General features: G+C 68.0%; 18 protein-coding genes and 1 tRNA gene. 5 read left to right on the plus strand and 14 right to left on the minus strand.

Going from position 1 to position 18,024, the window contains the following annotated elements; translation table 11 throughout:
- Nucleotides 1-166: 166 nt before the first annotated feature.
- A complete protein-coding gene (locus C454_RS10545; protein ID WP_004975395.1) occupies nucleotides 167-1,390 on the plus strand; it encodes a GNAT family N-acetyltransferase in 1,224 nt (407 codons plus the stop codon).
- Nucleotides 1,391-1,466: 76 nt separating this feature from the next.
- On the plus strand, nucleotides 1,467-2,489 hold the full coding sequence (locus C454_RS10550) for a sodium:calcium antiporter (protein ID WP_004975397.1): 1,023 nt from the start codon (nucleotides 1,467-1,469) through the stop codon (nucleotides 2,487-2,489).
- 42 nt (nucleotides 2,490-2,531) lie between these two features.
- Here C454_RS10550 and C454_RS10555 read toward each other — a convergent pair whose 3' ends face one another.
- From C454_RS10555 to C454_RS10570, 5 genes are all read right to left on the minus strand, one after another.
- Nucleotides 2,532-4,214, minus strand: a complete 1,683-nt coding sequence (locus tag C454_RS10555; protein ID WP_004975399.1) for a DUF3604 domain-containing protein — start codon at nucleotides 4,212-4,214, stop codon at nucleotides 2,532-2,534.
- A gap of 184 nt (nucleotides 4,215-4,398) precedes the next feature.
- On the minus strand, nucleotides 4,399-4,527 hold the full coding sequence (locus C454_RS21115; protein WP_004042243.1) for a hypothetical protein: 129 nt from the start codon (nucleotides 4,525-4,527) through the stop codon (nucleotides 4,399-4,401).
- A gap of 182 nt (nucleotides 4,528-4,709) precedes the next feature.
- A complete protein-coding gene (locus tag C454_RS10560; RefSeq protein ID WP_004975400.1) occupies nucleotides 4,710-4,898 on the minus strand; it encodes a hypothetical protein in 189 nt (62 codons plus the stop codon).
- A 326-nt stretch (nucleotides 4,899-5,224) separates the two neighbouring features.
- Nucleotides 5,225-5,298 (minus strand) — tRNA-Ile (locus C454_RS10565).
- A 202-nt stretch (nucleotides 5,299-5,500) separates the two neighbouring features.
- Complete coding sequence (locus C454_RS10570) at nucleotides 5,501-6,076, minus strand: FxsA family protein (protein WP_004975403.1); 576 nt, start codon at nucleotides 6,074-6,076, stop codon at nucleotides 5,501-5,503.
- 170 nt (nucleotides 6,077-6,246) lie between these two features.
- On the opposite strand from C454_RS10570, the gene C454_RS10575 reads away from it, so the two are divergent.
- Both C454_RS10575 and C454_RS10580 read left to right on the plus strand, forming a co-directional pair.
- Nucleotides 6,247-7,905 carry a DUF255 domain-containing protein gene (locus C454_RS10575; RefSeq protein ID WP_004975404.1) on the plus strand — a complete coding sequence of 553 codons (1,659 nt, stop codon included), beginning with the start codon at nucleotides 6,247-6,249 and terminating at the stop codon, nucleotides 7,903-7,905.
- Between the two features lie 74 nt (nucleotides 7,906-7,979).
- Nucleotides 7,980-8,783 carry a TrmB family transcriptional regulator gene (locus C454_RS10580; RefSeq protein WP_004975406.1) on the plus strand — a complete coding sequence of 268 codons (804 nt, stop codon included), beginning with the start codon at nucleotides 7,980-7,982 and terminating at the stop codon, nucleotides 8,781-8,783.
- A 51-nt stretch (nucleotides 8,784-8,834) separates the two neighbouring features.
- On the opposite strand, the gene mptA is transcribed toward C454_RS10580, so the two are convergent.
- The 6 genes from mptA to C454_RS10605 form a co-directional block, all read right to left on the minus strand.
- Entirely contained in the window at nucleotides 8,835-9,761 is a 927-nt protein-coding gene (gene mptA, locus C454_RS10585; protein ID WP_004975407.1) for a GTP cyclohydrolase MptA, read from the minus strand.
- Between the two features lie 81 nt (nucleotides 9,762-9,842).
- Complete coding sequence (locus tag C454_RS10590) at nucleotides 9,843-10,238, minus strand: DUF7124 domain-containing protein (protein ID WP_004975410.1); 396 nt, start codon at nucleotides 10,236-10,238, stop codon at nucleotides 9,843-9,845.
- 153 nt (nucleotides 10,239-10,391) lie between these two features.
- Nucleotides 10,392-10,631, minus strand: a complete 240-nt coding sequence (locus tag C454_RS20320; protein ID WP_115820776.1) for a hypothetical protein — start codon at nucleotides 10,629-10,631, stop codon at nucleotides 10,392-10,394.
- Nucleotides 10,632-10,829: 198 nt separating this feature from the next.
- The gene (locus C454_RS10595) at nucleotides 10,830-12,071 is read right to left on the minus strand and encodes an NAD(P)/FAD-dependent oxidoreductase (protein ID WP_004975414.1); all 1,242 of its coding nucleotides are present in this window, start codon (nucleotides 12,069-12,071) and stop codon (nucleotides 10,830-10,832) included.
- Between the two features lie 107 nt (nucleotides 12,072-12,178).
- Nucleotides 12,179-12,565, minus strand: coding sequence for a hypothetical protein (locus C454_RS10600; RefSeq protein ID WP_004975415.1), 387 nt, complete (start codon nucleotides 12,563-12,565; stop codon nucleotides 12,179-12,181).
- Nucleotides 12,566-12,653: 88 nt separating this feature from the next.
- Complete coding sequence (locus tag C454_RS10605; protein ID WP_004975417.1) at nucleotides 12,654-13,562, minus strand: winged helix-turn-helix domain-containing protein; 909 nt, start codon at nucleotides 13,560-13,562, stop codon at nucleotides 12,654-12,656.
- A gap of 137 nt (nucleotides 13,563-13,699) precedes the next feature.
- On the opposite strand from C454_RS10605, the gene C454_RS10610 reads away from it, so the two are divergent.
- On the plus strand, nucleotides 13,700-14,341 hold the full coding sequence (locus C454_RS10610; RefSeq protein ID WP_004975419.1) for a DUF6149 family protein: 642 nt from the start codon (nucleotides 13,700-13,702) through the stop codon (nucleotides 14,339-14,341).
- A 27-nt stretch (nucleotides 14,342-14,368) separates the two neighbouring features.
- Here C454_RS10610 and C454_RS10615 read toward each other — a convergent pair whose 3' ends face one another.
- From C454_RS10615 to C454_RS10625, 3 genes are all read right to left on the minus strand, one after another.
- On the minus strand, nucleotides 14,369-15,853 hold the full coding sequence (locus C454_RS10615; RefSeq protein WP_004975421.1) for an MATE family efflux transporter: 1,485 nt from the start codon (nucleotides 15,851-15,853) through the stop codon (nucleotides 14,369-14,371).
- Complete coding sequence (locus C454_RS10620) at nucleotides 15,850-16,509, minus strand: TetR/AcrR family transcriptional regulator (RefSeq protein ID WP_004975423.1); 660 nt, start codon at nucleotides 16,507-16,509, stop codon at nucleotides 15,850-15,852. Before C454_RS10620 ends, C454_RS10615 begins: the two co-directional genes overlap by 4 nt.
- A 159-nt stretch (nucleotides 16,510-16,668) precedes the next feature.
- Nucleotides 16,669-17,982, minus strand: a complete 1,314-nt coding sequence (locus C454_RS10625) for an NAD(P)/FAD-dependent oxidoreductase (protein WP_004975424.1) — start codon at nucleotides 17,980-17,982, stop codon at nucleotides 16,669-16,671.
- Nucleotides 17,983-18,024: the final 42 nt, after the last annotated feature.

Below are 18,024 nucleotides of genomic sequence, written 5' to 3' on the forward strand. Positions count from 1 at the left end.
AGGGCTCGGGACCGAGACGACGTGAATCGCACGGTTCGAAGAGCGGCCCGCGAAGGGCGTTCTCGTCGCGCCGTCGGCCTCCGCCGTCGGTCTCGTCGCGTCGTAATCGCCCGCCTGCGAGCCCGCGGCACCGAAAACATATACCGTCCCCCGACGCACCGCGGGTATGCACCTGCGTTCCCTCCCCGAGGAGCACCGCGAGACCTACCGCGAGTTCCTCAACTACGCCTTCCGCCCCGAGAACGGCCCCGATTGGTCGGACGAGCGACTGCCGGACCCGGAGAGCTACCGTCCGCGAGGGTTCTACGACGCCCCGCCCGACGCGCCCGTCGAGGACCTCGACGCGGCCGACCTGCGGACGGTGTGTGCCTTCTACGACTTCACGGCTCGCGTCCGCGGCGAGTGGCACCCGCTGCCCGGTATCTCGGCGGTCGCGTCGCCGCCGGAGGCGCGCCGACGGGGCCACGTCGGCGCGATGCTCGACGACCTCCTCGCGGAGTTCCGCGACACCGGCCGGTATCTCTCGGCGCTCTGGCCGTTCGAGTACGACTTCTACCGCCGGTTCGGCTGGGCGACGGCGAACAACTACGCGAAGACGACGGTGCCGCCCGACGAACTCGGGGCGGTCGCCGCAGACCCGGCCGGGGAGTTCGTCCGCCTCGACGCCGACGACTGGGCCCGGGTCAAGGACGTGTACGCGACCGCGGCGACGGAAGACCTCGCGGTGGACCGAAGCGAGGGCTGGATTCGCCACCGGCTGTTCCGCGGCTGGGACGGCGACCCGTTCGTCTACGGCTGGGAACGGGACGGCGACCTCCGCGGCTACGTCGTCTACGACGTGAGCGGCGACTGGGAGTCGCGGACGCTGTCCGTGAACGAACTCGTCGCCGTCGACGCCGAGGCTCGCGCACAGCTGTTTCGGTTCCTGCGGGACCACGACTCGCAGGTCGACGAGGTCGTTCTCTCGTCGGAACGCGAATCGACCCGGCTCATCGACGGCCTGACCGACCCGCGGGCGGCGACGGTCGAAATCAAGCCCGGGCCGATGGTCCGCATCGTGGACGTGCCGGCCGCCCTCGAAGCCGTCTCGTTCCCCGGCGACGCCGCCTGCGACCTCGTCCTCGCGGTCGCCGACGACCGATGTGACTGGAACGACGAGTCGTTCCGGGTCGTCGTCGGTGACGGCGAGGCGCGCGTCGAACCGGACGGTGACGACGCCGACCCGGACGCGACCGTCGAAATCGGGGCGCTCTCGCAACTCCTCGTCGGCGCGCGCTCCGTCGAGTCGCTCGCCCGCACCGACCGCCTCTCGGTCGCCCGGGAGGAGGCGGCCGACGCCCTCGCGTCGGTGTTCTCCGCGCGGGACCCGTACCTGCGCGAGGGGTTCTGAGCGGACGGGTCGGGCCGAAATCGGCCGACGCGGCCAGTCGGGTCGGTTTTTTCCCACCGGCCGCCGAAGTGCGGGCGTGGCATCAGTTCCGGTTCTCGTCGCGTTCACGGCCGCCGGCGCGATTCTCGCGTGGAAGGGCGGCGACATGCTCGTGCAGGCCTCCGACCGCTTGGGCGCGTACTACGGGCTCCCCGCCATCGTGCAGGGAGCCATCATCGCCGCCGTGGGGTCGAGTTTTCCCGAGCTATCGAGCATCGTCATCGCCACGGTCCGGTACCAGTCGTTCGACATCGGCGTCGGCGCGGTCGTCGGGTCGGCCGTCTACAACATCCTCATCATCCCGTCCGTGTCGGCGATGGTCGGCGAGGGCGGACGGCTCGCCTCGAACCGCGACCTCGTCTACAAGGAGGCGCAGTTCTACCTGCTTTCTATCGCCGTCCTCGTGCTCACCTTCTCGCTCGCGGTCATCTACCGACCCGCCACCGACACCGCGAGCCTCGACGGGTTCGTGAGCCCCGCGCTCGCGCTCATCCCGCTGGCGCTGTACGGCCTGTACCTGTTCATGCAGTACCACGACACGCTGGAGCACCGCGCCGGACTCACCGCCGTCGTCAACGACGTGGACCCGAGACGCGAATGGGTGGCGCTGGTGGCGTCGCTCGCGGTCATCCTCGTCGGAGCCGAACTGCTCGTCCGCGCGGCGGTCGGCCTCGGCGACGCCTTCGGCACGTCGCCGTTCCTCTGGGGGCTGACGGTCGTCGCCGCCGGCACGAGCCTCCCCGACACGTTCGTCAGCGTCGCGGCCGCCCGGCAGGGCAACGCGCCGATGAGCCTCGCCAACGTCTTCGGGAGCAACGTGTTCGCGCTCCTCGTCGCCCTCCCGGTCGGCATCCTCGTCGCCGGGGGCGCGGTCATCGCCTTCGAGGAAGTCGTCCCGATGATGAGCTTCCTCACGGGCGCGTCGGTCGTCTTCTTCGCCGTCCTCCGGACCGAGATGGCGCTGACGCGTGCCGAGTCGTACCTCCTCCTCGGGACCTACGCGCTGTTCATCGCGTGGCTGGTCGCAGAAAGCCTCGGCGTGACGAGGTTCCTCGCCTGAGAGGTCGCCCGGCCGCGAGCGGGGTCGCCGCGGCCGCCTCGCTCAGTCCGGCGGTTCGACCCAGACCGGGCCCACCCACGCGGTCCCGGGGAACTCGCAGTCCCGCGGGACCTGGGTGACCCGGAGGTAGTACGCGTCGGCCGCCGAGCGCCGGTCGTCGTCCCAGACCGTCCCCTCGACCGGGTCGCCGTCGGTCCACGAGACAGACGTCGTGTACGCCGAAAGCGGCGCGTCGGGGTCCGAGGTAATCGCCTGCGACCGCCACGTCTCGCCGTTTTTGACGATTTCGACGCGTTCGAGCGGGGCGGTCCCCGCGACCTCGACGTCGACCTCGCGGGGTTCGTCGCGGGCGTCGAGGCGGAGCAAACTGTCGTTCTCGCCGGGTTCGACGCCGCCGACTGAGAGGGACGCGAGGATGCGGTGCGGCTGGGTCGTCCCGTAGACGCGGCGGCTCCGGAGGCTCTCGAACACCGCCTCGCGGGTGAGTTCGGGCGCTCGGAACGCCGAGAGACCGCCGGGATAGCTCCGCTCGTTCCAGACGCGCCAGATGCTCGACCAGCCGACGCCGTCTTCGACCCACTCGCGAACGGAGGGGAGGTGCGGGTCGGCGTGGATGAGCGAGTGGCCGGGGTGCGGGCCGTGGTAGTCCGCGCCCGCGACGAGGCCGACCCGGTGGCCCATCGACAGCGCGTCGCGGACGAAGTGACCCGGTTCGTCGGTCTCGCCGCGACCCATCGCCAGTGGAAACGGGTTCCCCTCGTCGCCCGGCAGTTCGCCGGACCCCCACTGCGAGTACACCTCGACGAGCGGCGCGAGCTCGTCGTCGTACTCGACAGCCGAGAAGTCGAAGGGGTACATGCGCTCTGTCGGGTGGTGCGGAATCGTCACGACCCGCGAGTCGCGGGTCGACTCGAACTCGCGGAGGCGGCTCCAGAGCTTCTCGTAGGTGTCCGTCGTCCCGCCGCGGGAGTCGAGAAGGACGGCGTCGTCGGCGTCCTCGAAGTAGACGTTGACGTGGCCGCCGCAGTTGGGTTGTTTCGTCCACTCGTAGCCGACGAGCGTCACGAACTCGTCGGGGTCGTAGAACCGGTCGGCGACGCGGCGCGACCGCTCGAAGTACCATCCGTGCATGAGGGCGCGCTGGAGCGACGGCGGGATGAAAAACCCCATCGTGTCGTGGTCGGTGTAGGCGACGACGTCGAGGGCCATCGCGTCGCGGCCGAACCGATACCCCTTCTGCAGGCTCCCCGTCCCGTCCGAGAGCCGCGAGTGCAGGTGGATATCGCCCCAGTAGACGCGCTCGTCGGGGGCGTCGGCGGAGACGGAAACGGGGTTCGAGACGTACCGCTCGTCGAACCCGGGGCGCGAGAAGGTCAGGTAGTGGACGCCGGGCGTCTCGAAGGAGACGGCGTCGGCGAGCCTGACGTACCCCTCGTCGTCGCCGGCGAGGGAGACGCGGTCCGGATACGTCGCAGCATCGTCGGTCGCAGACACCCGCAGGTCGCCGTCGTACGCGCCGTGAAGCCGTTCGTACTCGTCCCACACCTGTACCGTGAGGTCGAGGGACTCGCCGACCGCGACGGTCGACGGCAGGACCGCGTGGACGCGGTCGAGCGACCCGGTTCGACTGCGCAACAGGTCGCGGACTGACGGCCGCCGCTCGGCGAAGACGCGCATCGTCTCCGCGAACTTCCCGAGGGTTCCGGTGGGTTCGGCGTCGAACACGCGAGGGGCTACGGACGCGTCGCTAAAGAAGGACGAGGCCGACCGGGCGCGACGGCGAACCCGCTCGCGGGTACTGTCGCTCAGAAAACGGAAAACGGACTCGCCGCAAACAGGGCAAGTTGCGGCGAGCGGGGTTGATGATGACCGCACGCGCGGTCAGGGGTCGAGGGTGGTCCGAATCCTGTCAGTCGCCGGGCGTGTTACCGCGCTGGTAGCGTCCGACCATCTTCCACATCGCCGCGTCGAGGTCCTCGCCGTCGGCGGCGGACTCAATCTGGCGGTACAGGTGTTCGGAGACGTCGATGGTTGGCATCACCAACACGTATGGCGTGTACGGGTTTAATACTACTGGGATACAGAACTGAGTAAATTTGTTCGGATGGGTCGGCCGTCGAACCGCGAAATCGAGAGACGGCGAAGCCCCTCGAACGAACGAGACGGTGATAGTCGAGAGAAACTCGGATTCGAAGACCTGACGGAAGTTCGAGTAGTTTGCTACTGCCGCGCCTGGCGGAGCGACGCGCCGTCGAAGCGCTTCAACGCGAGTTCGCCCGCCTCCAGCGGGTCGACGGGCGTGTCGTGTTCGTCGTCCATGTGTTCCATCACGAGAACGCCGACGCCCTCGCGGGAGTCGGCCGTGGAGGTGTGGCCGCACCCGTACAGACAGGTGAGTTCGTATTCCATGTTATTCGGTACCACAATCTATTGCGTGATATAGCTTTCTCCGAATTCGTCCGTTCGTCCGGCTATGTGGTGATAGATGCGGACAAATCTGTGTGAATTGGTGCAGTTTTGTGAGATATAATCGAGTATTTGGGTCAGACATTAGTAGTTCTCTGTGTCGGGACAGTCGTGTTCGGTCGGGGCGGTCGAGTGTTCGCCGCTGATTCGTCCCGACGACACGAACGATAGACCGAGCGTTCTCTCGGTCGGTAGTATCCGCAGAAGTTGGGTGGCCGGGGAGTTTGAGCCCCTAACTCGCATCGGCAACAAATCGTTGCCAACGGGAGTGGGCCAACGCGGATTTGAACCGCGGGCCTCCCGGTTATCAGCCGAGCGCTCAACCTGACTGAGCTATTGGCCCAGGTAAGCGCATTCACTCGTTGTGCGCTGTTGATTTTAAGACTTTCTTTTCGGAGGCGCGTTGGTGCGTGTTAGTGAATGTCGGCGTCGTCGGCCGATTACGCCGCTTCAGACGCCGGGCGTGAAGTCAATATCGGACGGATTCGCGCGGCTACGCGCCGGAAAACCGAACAAGAGAGACGACGCGGGACCGGAGAGACGCGCTACTTGGAGTCGTTGCCGTCGCCGTCGAACCGGTAGGAGTCGGGGTCGGCGTCGTAGACGCCGTCACCGCCGCTACTGTTGCCGCTTCCGCCGGAGTTGCTCCCGCCGCTCGGACCGGGCGACCCGCCGGGACCGCCGGGTCCGAAGTCGCCCTGCGGGAAGCCGGTGGTCCAGACGTTGCCGGTGACGAAGCCGTCGGCGCGCTTGTCGAGGTAGGGCTTGACGACGAAGCGCTTGAGCACCTCGCGGATGGGGTACCGGGTCACCGGGATGGCGAGCAGGAAGCCGATGGTGTCGGTGACGAGCCCCGGCGTGAGGAGGAACGCGCCCGCGGCGATGAGGAGGCCGCCGTCCATGACTTCGTTCGTCGGGAGGTCGCCCCCGGCGAACTTCGACTGGAGGCTTCTGAGGGTGTGTCTCCCCTCGGCGCGGACGATGAGCATCCCGACGAGTCCGGTCAGGACGACGAGCGCGACGGTCGGCACGAGGTCGATGTACTGCGCGACGACCACGAGTAGCAACGCGTCGGAGAGGGGGATGAGGAGCAAGAGCGCCATCAGCGTGCGCGTTCGCATGGGCGACACTACCGGGTCGCGGCCCATAGCCCTTTTGTCCCGCCCGCGGCGCGCCGGTCTCCCGAACCCGTCCGCAGCGACCGTCGAGGATGCGCGCGACCCGCCGGCTGCGACCGGCCGTGCCACGAGGGCTCGAAGCGCTTACCCGCGTCCACCGCGGATGGGTGGACATGACCGACGAGACGCGCGTCGAATGGCGAGAGTGGGGCCCCGACGCGTTCGCCGAGGCGCGAGCGGCGGACAAGCCCGTCCTGCTTTCGCTGTCGGCGACGTGGTGCGAGGACTGTCACGAGATGGACGCCGAGACGTACGCGGAGCCGCGCATCGCCGCGAACCTCAACGACGGCTTCGTCCCGATTCGGGTGAACGTGGACCGCCAGCCGCGCATCCGCGAGCGGTACAACATGGGCGGCTTCCCCTCGACCGTCTTCCTCGCGCCCGACGGCCACCCCATCACGGGCGCGACGTTCATCGGCCCAGACGGCATGCGGCAGGTCGTCGACCGCGTGCGCGAAGTGTGGGAGAAGAAGGGCGCGGACGCCGGACGGCTCCCGCGGGCGCTCAGAGGCGACCTCCCGCCCGCGGGCGAGGTCTCGCCCCGAATCGAGTCGCACCTCGCCGGCCAGTTGGAAGTCGCCTTCGACGAGGCCCACGGCGGGTGGGGCGACGCCGCGAAGTTCCCGCTCCCGCGGACCGTCGAGTTCGCGCTGAAGCGCGACCGAAGCCGGGCGCTCCGGTCGCTCGACGCGATTCGCGACGGCCTGTTCGACCCCGTCGAAGGCGGCTTCTTCCGCTACGCCGACGACGCCGCGTGGTCGAAGCCGAACCGCGAGAAGACGCTCGAATCGAACGCCGCGCTCCTGCGGGCGTTCGCCAACGGCTACCGCTACACCGGCGAGGACGCCTACCTCGACCCGGCCGCGGGGACCGCCGAGTTCCTCGTCGACTCGCTGTGGACGGGAACCGGCTTCGCGGGGAGCATGGGCCCCGCCGCGGGGACGGACTACTACCTCCTCGGAAAGGAGGGCCGCGACAACGCGCCCGGCCCGCGGACCGACCTCACCGTCTACGCCGGCGGCAACGCCCTCGCCGCGGACGCGCTGTTGGTGCTTGCGGGCCTCACCGACGACGAGCGGGCCCGCGAGTACGGCTCCCGCGCGCTCGACCGAATCGCCGAAGACCTCGTCGACGACGGCGTCGTGACCCACTTCCGGTCCGGCGGCGACGCGGGCGAGAAGCTCCTGCTCGAAGACCAGGCGCGCGTGGTCGCCGCGGCCTGCCGCGCCCGACAGGTGCTCGGCGACGAGTCGGTCGCGGGCGACCCGCTCCTCGCGTTCGCCGCCGATGCCGCCGACGCCGCCATCGACGAACTGTTCGACGAGGGCTCGTTCCTCGACGGTCCCGCGAGCGGCGAGGCGCTCCTGTCGTCGCCGCTGCGCCCGCTCGACGGGAACGTGGAGATGGCGAACGCGCTGCTCGACCTCGCGGCGCTCACGGGCGACGAGCGCTACCGCGAGGTGGCACAGGAGACCATCGGCTCGTTCGCGGGCGCGTGGGACCGCATCGGCGTGCAAATCGCCGCCTACGGGACCGCGGCGGCGCGTCTGCTCCGCGACCCGCTCGTCGTGGAACTCAACGACGGCGTCGGCTCCGACCTCCACCGGGCGGCGCTCCGCGTCGCGGACCACGAGGCGCTCGTCGTTCCCGAGGCCGACGCCGACGACCTCGCGGACGGAACCGCGCGCGTCAGCGCCGGCGAGACGACGGTGGAGGCAACCACTCCCGAGGAGTTGATGCAGGCGGTGTCCTCAGTCACGCCCGACGCCTGACCGCGACCGGCGGCAACCGAACACGGGTGTAAACATCCGGTTTGTTTATCAGGGAGAAACGAGACGGACGGTGCATGACCAGTCTGCGAGACCTCGGGTTGTCCGAGTACGAGGCCCGAGCCTACCGCGCGCTCCTGCGGACGGGCGCGACGACGGCCAAGGAGTTATCGCGCGCCAGCGACGTCCCCATGGGCCGCGTCTACGACGTGCTGAACAGCCTCGAACAGTACCACCTCATCCGGAGTCAGGCGGCCAGCCGGCCGAAGAAGTACGTCGCCGTCGAGCCCGACACGGCGCTCGACCGCCTGCTCGAATCGAAGCGCCAGGAGCTGGCCGAGAAGGCCGAGCAGTACGAGAACGTCGTCGCCGAGCTGACCGACGAACTCGACGCCGCGGAGCCCGTCCACGACCAGTTCTGGACGGCCGCGGTCGGCGCGGACGAGACCATCGACCTGCTCGTCGAGCGACTCGCGGCGGCCGACGACTCGCTCGTGATGGTCGCCGGGACGCCCTCGCCGCAGTTCGACCTCGACGCCGTCGGCGACCTCGTCGTCGACGAACTGGAGGCCGCGCTCGACCGCGGCGTGGAGGTCTCGATGCTCATGTCGCCGGACCTCGTCGACAGCCTGCCCGAGAGCGTCGGACAGAGCTACATGAACCGGCTGTCGAGCGCGCAGAACTTCCACGTGCGAACTGCCGAGAACGTCACGGGCGTGTTCAATCTCATCGACGACGTGGAGGTCTGCATCGAGGTCCCGAACCCCCTCGACCCCGGACAGGCGTTCGCCATGATTGACCTGAAAGACCCCGAGTTCGCCGCCGACCTCCGGGAGACGTTCGACCCGCGCTGGGAGGAAGCGGCACCGCTCCCGCTGTAGGGATTCGGAGAGAGAAAACGGTAAACGGTCGTCTCCGGGTGTGGAGACCGTTCAGGCGTCGAGTTCGTCGCGGAGCTGTCCCAGTGTCACCTCGCGCTCGGCGTGCGCGTTGTGCTGGTGAATCGACTCGTCGTTCGACTGTTTCATGTGGACCACCGCGTCGTCGCCGAGGTGGTCGAGTGCGTCGATGGACATCTCGGCCATCGAGCGGACGCAGTCCTCGACGAACTTCGCGTTCGCGTGGGCGTGGTAGGTCATGTGGTCCTCGTCGGGGCGCTTGGCGAGGTTGTAGATGCGCGCCGACATCGAGTCGCGGGCGATGTCGATGAGGTCCATGAGGTCGACCTCGGGCGAGCCCTGCGTCTCGACGGTGAGCGTGGCGTGGCCGCGCTGGGAGTGGCCCGGCTGGGGGACCTTGTCGAGGAACTCCTCGATGGTGTCGTCGTCGACCGAGAGGTCCTGCAACACGTCGCGGGCGCGGGAGGCGGACATGCCCTGCGAGCAGGGACAGACGGTCATGCCGACCACTTCCGCGCCGATTTCCTCGCGGGTTCCCTCGTCGGTCGCGGTGGCGCTGGCGATGATCTGTGCGGTGCTCTGGGTGGAGAGTCCGCTGGCGGGGGTGTCCTCGCGGACGACGAGTTCGGCGGTCATGCTGACCTCGGCGGTCGTCGTGTACTCGTGCTTCGCGAGGAGGCGCTCGGCGGCGTCGCCGCACATGTCCTCGACGCGGTAGGCCGGCTCGGAGACGGCGGCTTCGAGGACCTCGTCGATGACCTGCATATTTCGGCTCATGTCGATGCCCTTGCGGCCGCCGGGGAGGTCGACGAAGACCTCGAACTCAGCCATCAAGACGAGGGGTCGCTTCCCGTCGCGGGCGATCTTGACGAGCTTCTCGACGCCTGTGACGCCGACCTGGCTCAGCCCGACGGTCACGTCCGGCTGGGAGGCCTGTACGTCAGGCAACTGGTGACTCATCGAAGAATAAAAAGTGCCGTTGCTGATTAGTGCTTTCGATAGGGGAACAGAATCGCGGGCGAACGCCCCGCTGTGCTCCGACTACGGCCAGTCGTCGCGCCCCTCGTCCTCGAAGGGGTCCGCGGGGGCGTCGTCGTCGCCGGCGAGCACCCACTCGGCGGCCTCGGCGGCGTCCTCGACGGGGAGGTACTCCCAGCCGGTCTCCTCGGCCACCGCGCGGTCCTCGTCGGACGTGCCGACGAAGACGTGCCGGTCGGTGTCGAACTGGCGCATCACGTTTTCGAGGCTCTCTTTGACGCCGCGCGGTCCGGAGAAGAAGTCCTGCCGGATGCGCTCTTTCCGGGTGAAGTTCGTCACGACGTACGTCGGCTTCTCGCTCACCACGCCGATGTACTTCGTCCACGTCCGGGCGTCCGAAAACGCCGCGTTCGGGTCGCCGAGCTGCTTGAGCGCGGAGAGTTCGAACGCGAGCGTCATCGTTCCTTGGCCGCCACCTGTTGCCATACCCGGCGATAGGCGGCGACGCGTGGAAAACGACTTCGGTCCCGGTCGTCCGCGAGCGGGAGGCCGTCGGCTCGGGGGCGACCGGGTCGGGCGGAGAACGCGAGCGACGGGACGGGCGCAGCGAGATTACTGAACGCGGACGTAGTCGGTGAACACCACGATGTCGCCCCGCGAGAGCCGCGAGGTGGTCGTGTCGATGTCGAGCCGGCCGGCGGGACTGGCGGTCGCGAGCGCGTGCTGGGTCCGCTCGCTCAACTCGTCGAAGTGGTGGACCCGAGCGCCCGGCGGCACGTCGGTAACGGGTGCGACGGTCGGCGGCGCGGTGACTGCTGGGGAAGACGGCGACTGTCCGTCTTTTGATGACATGTGGTAACACACACCATGAATGGAGATAAATGTTTGGCCGGCGGGACGACTGGCGAGCGCGTAACGACGGGCGAAAGAGAGCCAAGAACGAGGGGTCGAACCGCGAACGCGGGCGAGCGCTCGGCGAGCCGAGGCCGGGCCGGGCGGCCGCGCGCAGACGCGGCTGGCCGGGTGAAAACAGCGGGAGCGGGTCCCGAGTTACTGTTCGGCCGCCGCGCCTTCGAGGTCGTCGAGCTGGAAGTCCTGCTTCACGAGGATTTCCTTCTGCCCGCTGACGTCGACCTGCTCGCGCATGAGCTTCTTGTACTTCGTCTGCGGCGAGAGGTCGCCGATGAGGACGCCGCCGACGATTTTGCCGTCCTTGATGGCGAGACGCCGCCACTCGGTGTCGGAGTACTTGGCCTCGACGTGGTCGTCGCCGAGCGTCGGGTGGCCGAACGAGAGGAACGGGAAGTCGAAGTGGGTGATGGAGTACGACGAGACCCAGCGGAACTCCTCGGAGCCGTAGTCGACCATGTTCTTGGCCGCGATGGTGCCCTGCTCTTTGGCGGAGCCCCACGCGCCGTTCTGGGCGCGGTCGCCGAGGATGAGGTCGTGGAACTCGGTGATGTCACCGGCCGCGAAGATGTCGTCGTGGTTCGTCCGCATGAACTCGTCCGTGTAGATGCCGTTGTCGTACTCGATGTCGGTGCCACCGAGAATCTCCGTGTTGAAGTTCAGGCCGATGGCGATGCCGACGAAGTCGGCGTCGTAGCGGTCGCCGTTGGGGTCGACGGCGGTCGTGACGCGGTCGTCGTCGTCGACCTCGAAATGGTCGACGCCGGAGTCGAAGACGGGTTCGACGTTGCGCTCGCGGAGCGCCTCGTGGATGATCTCCGCGCCTTCCTCGGAGAGCGCGTAGCGCCACCACGCCTTGCCGCGCATGAGGTACTTGCCCTCGACCTCCTGGGCGGCCGTGATGGCCGCGAGGTCGATGCCGAGCAGGCCCGCGCCGATGACGACGGAGTTGTCCGCGCCCTCGATGTGCTCTTTGATGTCGCGGGCGTCCTGGAACGTCCAGAAGTGGTGGATGCCCTCGGCGTCGGAGTTCTCGACGGGGAGCTGGGTCGGCGTGCCGCCGATGGCCAGAAGCAGTTTGTCGTAGTCGTACTCGGTGCCGTCGTGGGCGGTGATGGTGTGACCCTCGGGGTCGATGTCCGTGACGAGCGTGTTGAGTTCGAGGTCCACGTCGCGGTCGTCGTACCACGACTCGTCGTGGATTGAGATGGGTGCCTCGGGCAGTTTGCCCTTGGCGAATTCCTTGATGAGAATGCGGTTGTACAGCGGTTCGCCCTCGTCCGTGATGATGGTGATGTCGGCGTCGGGTTCCTCTTCGCGGAGTGTCTCAGCCGCTGAGGCCCCGGCGATACCGTCGCCGACGATCACGTACGATTGGCTCATGACCCGACGTTTGTATTCGGGGTTAATGTGGATTGCTATCTCCCTCATGATTGTTTTGCAGCCGGAAATCGGGGCGAGATAAGGAGACGGGAGCCGAATCGCGGCTGTTACTGCGTCTCACCGAACCGCTCGGCGAAGCCGCCGTCGGAGGCGACCGGGCACTCCGAGGGTGCCGACTCCGCGTCGTCGTCGCCGCGAGCGAACGCGGCGTGGGCAAAGCCGCGGACGCGACCGGGAACGCTACTGGTGGCGGCGATGCGGACGGCTCCGCGAACGCCGGCCACGCCGGCGGCGAAACCGAGCGGCCAGCCCAAGAACAGCGCCACGAGACCGAGACCGGGCGCGAGCGGGGCGACGAGCGTCGCGACCGCGGTGGCCGCGACGACGCCGAGGACCGCCGCGACCGCGACGAGCGCCGTCTCTGAGAGCGTTCTGAACCGGCTCGGGACCGTCTCTCGTACGTCGCCGCGGCCGAAGTGGATATCGTCGAACATGGTCGTTCTCCTCGTTTGGAGAGACGACCGCCGACACCAAAAGGGTAATCTGAATTACATTTCTGTAAGCGGGCTTACCGTAGCGCGCTTATGCAACCTTCTCGACAGCTTCGACCGCGGAGTCGACGACCGAGAGTTCGTCGTCGAGGTCGACGACGAGCGCCTCGTCTCCGTGTTCGATGCGGACGCGGACACGCCACGGGTCCTCCGAGACGACGGTGAGCGCGTCGTCGTCGACGACCCACGGGAAGCGCCAGAAGGGAGTTCCGCACACGTCCTGTCCCCGCGAGGAGAGGAAGCCGAGGACGGTCGACTCGTCGAGCAGGACCAGTCCAACGGGCGAGACGGCCTCGTAGCCGCACTGGGCGCAGCGGTGGGTCACGACCACGTCGAGGTCGAACGGGTCGGCGTCGCGGGACAGCGAGGTGCTCGTCGTCCCGCCGCACTCGGGGCAGACGCCGTCGGCGGCGAGGCAGTGGAGGTGTCGCACGCGCTGGTCGAACGCGGACAGGAGCGCCTCCGTGGTGCGCCCTTCGAGGCCGCCGGGCGGGAACTCCTCGTGGGCGTGGGTCCGCGCGCAGTCGGCGCAGGAGATTGTGAGTTTCTCGTCGCCGTAATCGGCTTCGAGGGAGCCGCCGCAGGCGACACAGGAGCCGGGTGCCGAAAAGGCGGGGAGGACGGGGTCCTCGTTGAACGTCCCCGCGAGCACGGCGCGGACGACCTTCTCGCCGGCGTGGCGGAAGTCGTAGCCGTCGTCGGTCTTGCGGACGAACTGGCCGCGGAGCTTTCCGAGGTGGTAGTTGAATCGCGCGCTGTCGTCGACGCCGACCCGTCGGCGGAGTTCGGAGAAGGGAACGGGTCGGTCGGGTGACTCCCAGAGCGCTTCGAGGATGGTGAGTCGGGTCTCGTCGGCGACGATGCCGAACGCTTCGGCCGGCGAGATGCAGTCGTCGCACTCGAGGACCGAGTCCTCGCGGACGGATGCGGAGTCGCTCATACCCCTCACATGCGGGCGAACCGCATTAAATCACCTCGTAAAATTTCGTTCGGGAACTCGCGGGTCGCGTCGCCCGCGTGAATCAGGCGGGGTTGCGTCCGTCTCGTGCGGGACGCCCGCGAAGCGCCCCCGGAGACGTGGTCTTTACGTGTATCCGACCCGAAGCGGACGACGGAATGAAGATTCGCCAGAACATCCGCCACTTCGCGACGAAGAAGGCCCTCACCATGCCGGTCATCGGCGACATCGCCACCGAGAAGATGGTCGACCTCCACGTCCGTATCTTCGGCGAGCGCGCGGACTCCGACCGCAGAGCGGAGCGAGAGGCCCACATGGCGGCGTTCTTCGAGTGCACCTTCGACACCTATCTCGCGGCGCTCGACGCCGGCTTCCCCGAGGCCGAGGCCCGCGAGATAACCCACGTCCAGGCCAACTTCGACTTCTACAACCACGGCTGGACGGAGATGATGGAGATTCCGGTCGACGAAATCGAGGCCCACTACGAGCGGTACGAGGGGTTCTTCGAGCGCCACGGCATCGACATCGCGAACCCCCTCGGCGACTTCCGCACCATCGACATCCCGGACGCGCCCGCGACGCTCGACAAGCTCGACGACCCGGACCACCCCCACGCGGAGGGCGGCTTCGCCGACGACGTGTACGTCGAGGACGACTCGGGCGAGGTCGAAGCCGGCGGAGCCGACGAGCCCGAGGACGTGGACGTGTCGGCCGCGCCGGGGATGCAGGACGTCGACGGCACCGACGAGAAGACCGCGTAAGAGAAGTCGCGCGAAGTCGGGCCGGTTCTAATCGTCGGACGGCACGCGGGGGCCGACGTCGACGACGCTGTTTTTCCACGTCCCGCGGGTGAACCACGCGAACGCGAGCAGCGCCACCCCGACGTTCGAGAAGGCGATGCCGTACCAGATGCCGGTCGGACCCATGGAGAAGAACTCCACGAGCACGAACGACGCCGGGATGCGCAGCACCCACAGCGAGATGAGCGAGAACACCATCGCCGTCCGGGTGGACCCGCTCCCGCGGAACCCGCCGTTGACGACGTTGAACGCCCCGAGGAACAGGAACGTCGGACCGATGATGCGCAGGTAGTCCACGCCGATGGCGATGACTTCCTCCTCGCCGGGGATGAACACCGCGACGATGGGTTCGGCGAACAGGTAGGCGATGGCGGAGACGAACACCAGCGCGGTGACGATGATGCCGACGCCCCAGAACACCGCGCGCTCGGCGCGCTCGGCCTGGTCAGCGCCGAGGTTCTGGCCGACGACCGTCGAGGTCCCCTGCGCGAGGCCGATGGCCGGCAGGAAGACGAGCGAGTTGAGGCGGTTGCCGATACCGAACGCGGCGACCGCGGTCTCGGTGCTGGCCCCGCCGGCGTTGACGGCGGCGTAGGCGACGAGCGCCGTGAGGGCGGTCACGCCGAGCGCGCGGGTCGACTGCTCGATGCTCGACGGCGCGCCGATGCGGACGATGCGCTCGACCATCTCGCGCTCCGGAATCAGGTCGCGCGGCGAGAGGCTGATGCCGACCCGGCCCGAAAGCAGGAGCCAGAAGCCGACGAGCGCGCCGACGCCGCGGGAGAACACCGTGGCGATGGCCGCGCCCTGCACGCCGAAGCCGGTGAAGCCGGTCGCGGCGAACAGCGACTGTCCGAGGCCTTCGAGACCGACGAGGCCGAATATCGGGTTCGCGTTGAACCCGAGGATGAGGAACGGGTCGAGGAAGACGTTGATGACGACGCCGAGACCCATCAGGTACATCGGCGTCTTGGTGTCGCCCCACCCGCGGAGCAGCGCCTGGAAGATGAAGAAGCCGAACATGAACGCGACGCCGAGGAAGATGGTGCGCGTGTAGTCGACCGCCAACTGGTGGACCTCGGTGCCGGGCGTCGTCCCGATGAGCGGGAGCAGTATCGGCGTCAGCAGATAGCCGATGAGCGCGAACCCGGCCGAAAGCAGGATGACGAACCCGAGGGTCTGGCCGGCGGCGTGGTCGACTTCGTCGTGGTTACCCGCGCCCTTGTTCTGGGCGACGAGGACCGTCCCGGCGACGGTGAACCCGCCGCCGAACGAAATCATGAGGAAGACGAGCGGCCACGAAAAGGACAGCGCCGAGACGGCCTCGGAGCCGACGCGGCCGACCCAGAAGGTGTCGGCGAGGTTGTACGCCACCTGCATGATCTGCGAGAAGACGAGCGGCAGCGACAGCACCAACATCGGCTTGACGAGGTCGCCGTCGACGAGGTTGACGTCCTTCGCCTTCGCGCTCATTCGTCGCCCTCCTCGCGCACGAGGTTCTCGACGACGAACTCGTCGAGCGCGGCGCGGACCTCGGTGGGCGCGTCGAAGGCGGACTGGCTCGCCGTCTCGGTTCCCGAGGGGTCGGTCACGGCGACGCGTTGGAGGCGCGCGCCGTCGAGCGCCGCGAAGAGGAGCGACGCGGTTCGGTCCGCGTCGACCTCGCGGAAGTGACCTTCCTCGACGCCCTCGCGGATGATGTCGGCGAGGCGGCGGCGGATAATCGCCTCGTTCCGGGCGACCTGCTCGCGGTAGGCCTCGACGTAGGGGGCCTGCGTCCGCAGTTCGTTGAGGGCGAGCCCGAAGCGGTCGTAGTCGCCGTCGTCGTCGCCGTCGGGGACCATCTTGTCGAGGAGAACCCGGAGGCGGGTCTCGGGGGCGTCGCCCTCGGTCGCGGCGACCCGCTCCTCGAACCGGTCGAACAGGTAGCCGAGGAACGCGACGAGCAGCTCCTGTTTCGTCCCGTAGTGGTAGTGGAGGAGGGACTTGCTCTTTCCGGCCTCGTCGGCGATTCGTTGCATCGTCAGGTCCGCGTAGCCGTGGGCGCACAGCGCCCGGTAGGTCGCGGCCATCAGTTCTTCGTGGACCTCGTCGGGGACCGACTGGTCCGGCGTTTCGTCTGCACTCACTAACTGACTAGTCAGTCAGCTACTTAAAAAGAAGTTGCGAACGAGAAACAAGTTGCCGGTAAGTGTGCGACGGCGCGCCACGAGAGAAATCGGCACGCTGTGGGACGGCCTCCCGCGAGAAGGTCGGAACAGTCCGAGAGCGTCGGCGTTACGGTCGCGCTACAGGCTGCGGTCGATGCGGTCGGCGACCTCGTAGCCGGCGACGATGCCACCGTTGAGCGACCGTTCGGGGTACTGCGCTTCCGACGCCATCCCCGCGTAGTAGACCCCCTCGGCCACGTCGTCCCCGAGGTCGTACGGCACCACGAGGTCGAGGTAGCCCCGCTCGTACACCGGTCCCGCCCGCGGGTTGCGAGCGATTTCGAACTCCTCGACCGCCGACCGGTCGAACTCGGGGAACATGTCCGCTATCTCGTCGAACCACGCGTCTTCGACCTCCTCGTCGCTCATCTGCCAGAGGTCCTCGTGCGGCCCCTGCACGTAGCTCGCGACGTACAAGAGGTGGTCGCCGCCGTAGCGTTCCTTCGGCACGAAGTTCGTGTGCTCGATGAGCGACCCGAACGGCGCGTCGTGGGCGATGTTGAGCCAGTAGGTGTCCATCAGCGACTCCGACATGGTCGCCAGCCCGCAGACCGCCCCCTGGAAGTCGATGTCGCAGGGGAACCCCGTGAGGTCTTCGAGCACGTTCGGCATCGTCGCCACGACGACCGACTCAACCTCGTGGGTCTCGGTCCCGTCGTCGGTGTCGACGGTCAGCGTCGAGACCGCCTCGCCGTCGGTGTCGAGTTCCGTCACGCGCGCGCCGGTCTCGATGTGCTCGCGGCCGACCGCCTCGACGAGCGCGTCGATGAAGGGCGCGAAGCCGCCGTCGAAGTAGCCGAGTTTCTCCCCGCGCAGCAGGTCGCGCTCGCCGCGGAAGCGGACGCGCCCGAGGAACCACGACGCCGACACGTCGTGCTTGCGCTCGCCGAACTTCCCGTCGAGGAGCGGGTCGACGAAGTTGTCGTAGACGCCGCGGGTGGTGTGCTCGACGACGAACTCCTCGATGGGCGTGTGTTCGTACTCGGCGAGTTCCTCGTAGGCGTCGAAGTCGGGGACGCCACCGCGGACGTCGACGCCGAGGGTGAGCATGCCGAGGCGGAACTTGTCGTAGAGGCTCATGTGGGGGTAGGCGGCGATTTGCCAGGCGGTGTCCAGCGGGTGGACGACGCCGTCGACGTAGTAGGCGTTCTTGCCGATTCGCCACTCCAAATCGTCTTCGAGGCCGAGTTCGGCGGCGAGTTCGACGATAGTCTCTTCGGACTTCGAGAGGTGGTGGTAGAACTTCTCGATGTCGTCGCCTTTCGTGTCGTAGGTTGCGGCGAGGCCGCCGAGAGAGTCGGCCGCCTCGAAGACTCGAACGTCGTGACCCCGGTTCTGGAGTCGGTACGCCGCGGCGAGGCCCGCGATGCCGCCGCCGACGATGCCTATCATGCCCCGACGTTCGGCGTCGGGTGGAAAGTCCTTTCTGATTGG

This window comes from Haloferax gibbonsii ATCC 33959 (assembly GCF_000336775.1).
GTDB classification, from domain to species: domain Archaea; phylum Halobacteriota; class Halobacteria; order Halobacteriales; family Haloferacaceae; genus Haloferax; species Haloferax gibbonsii.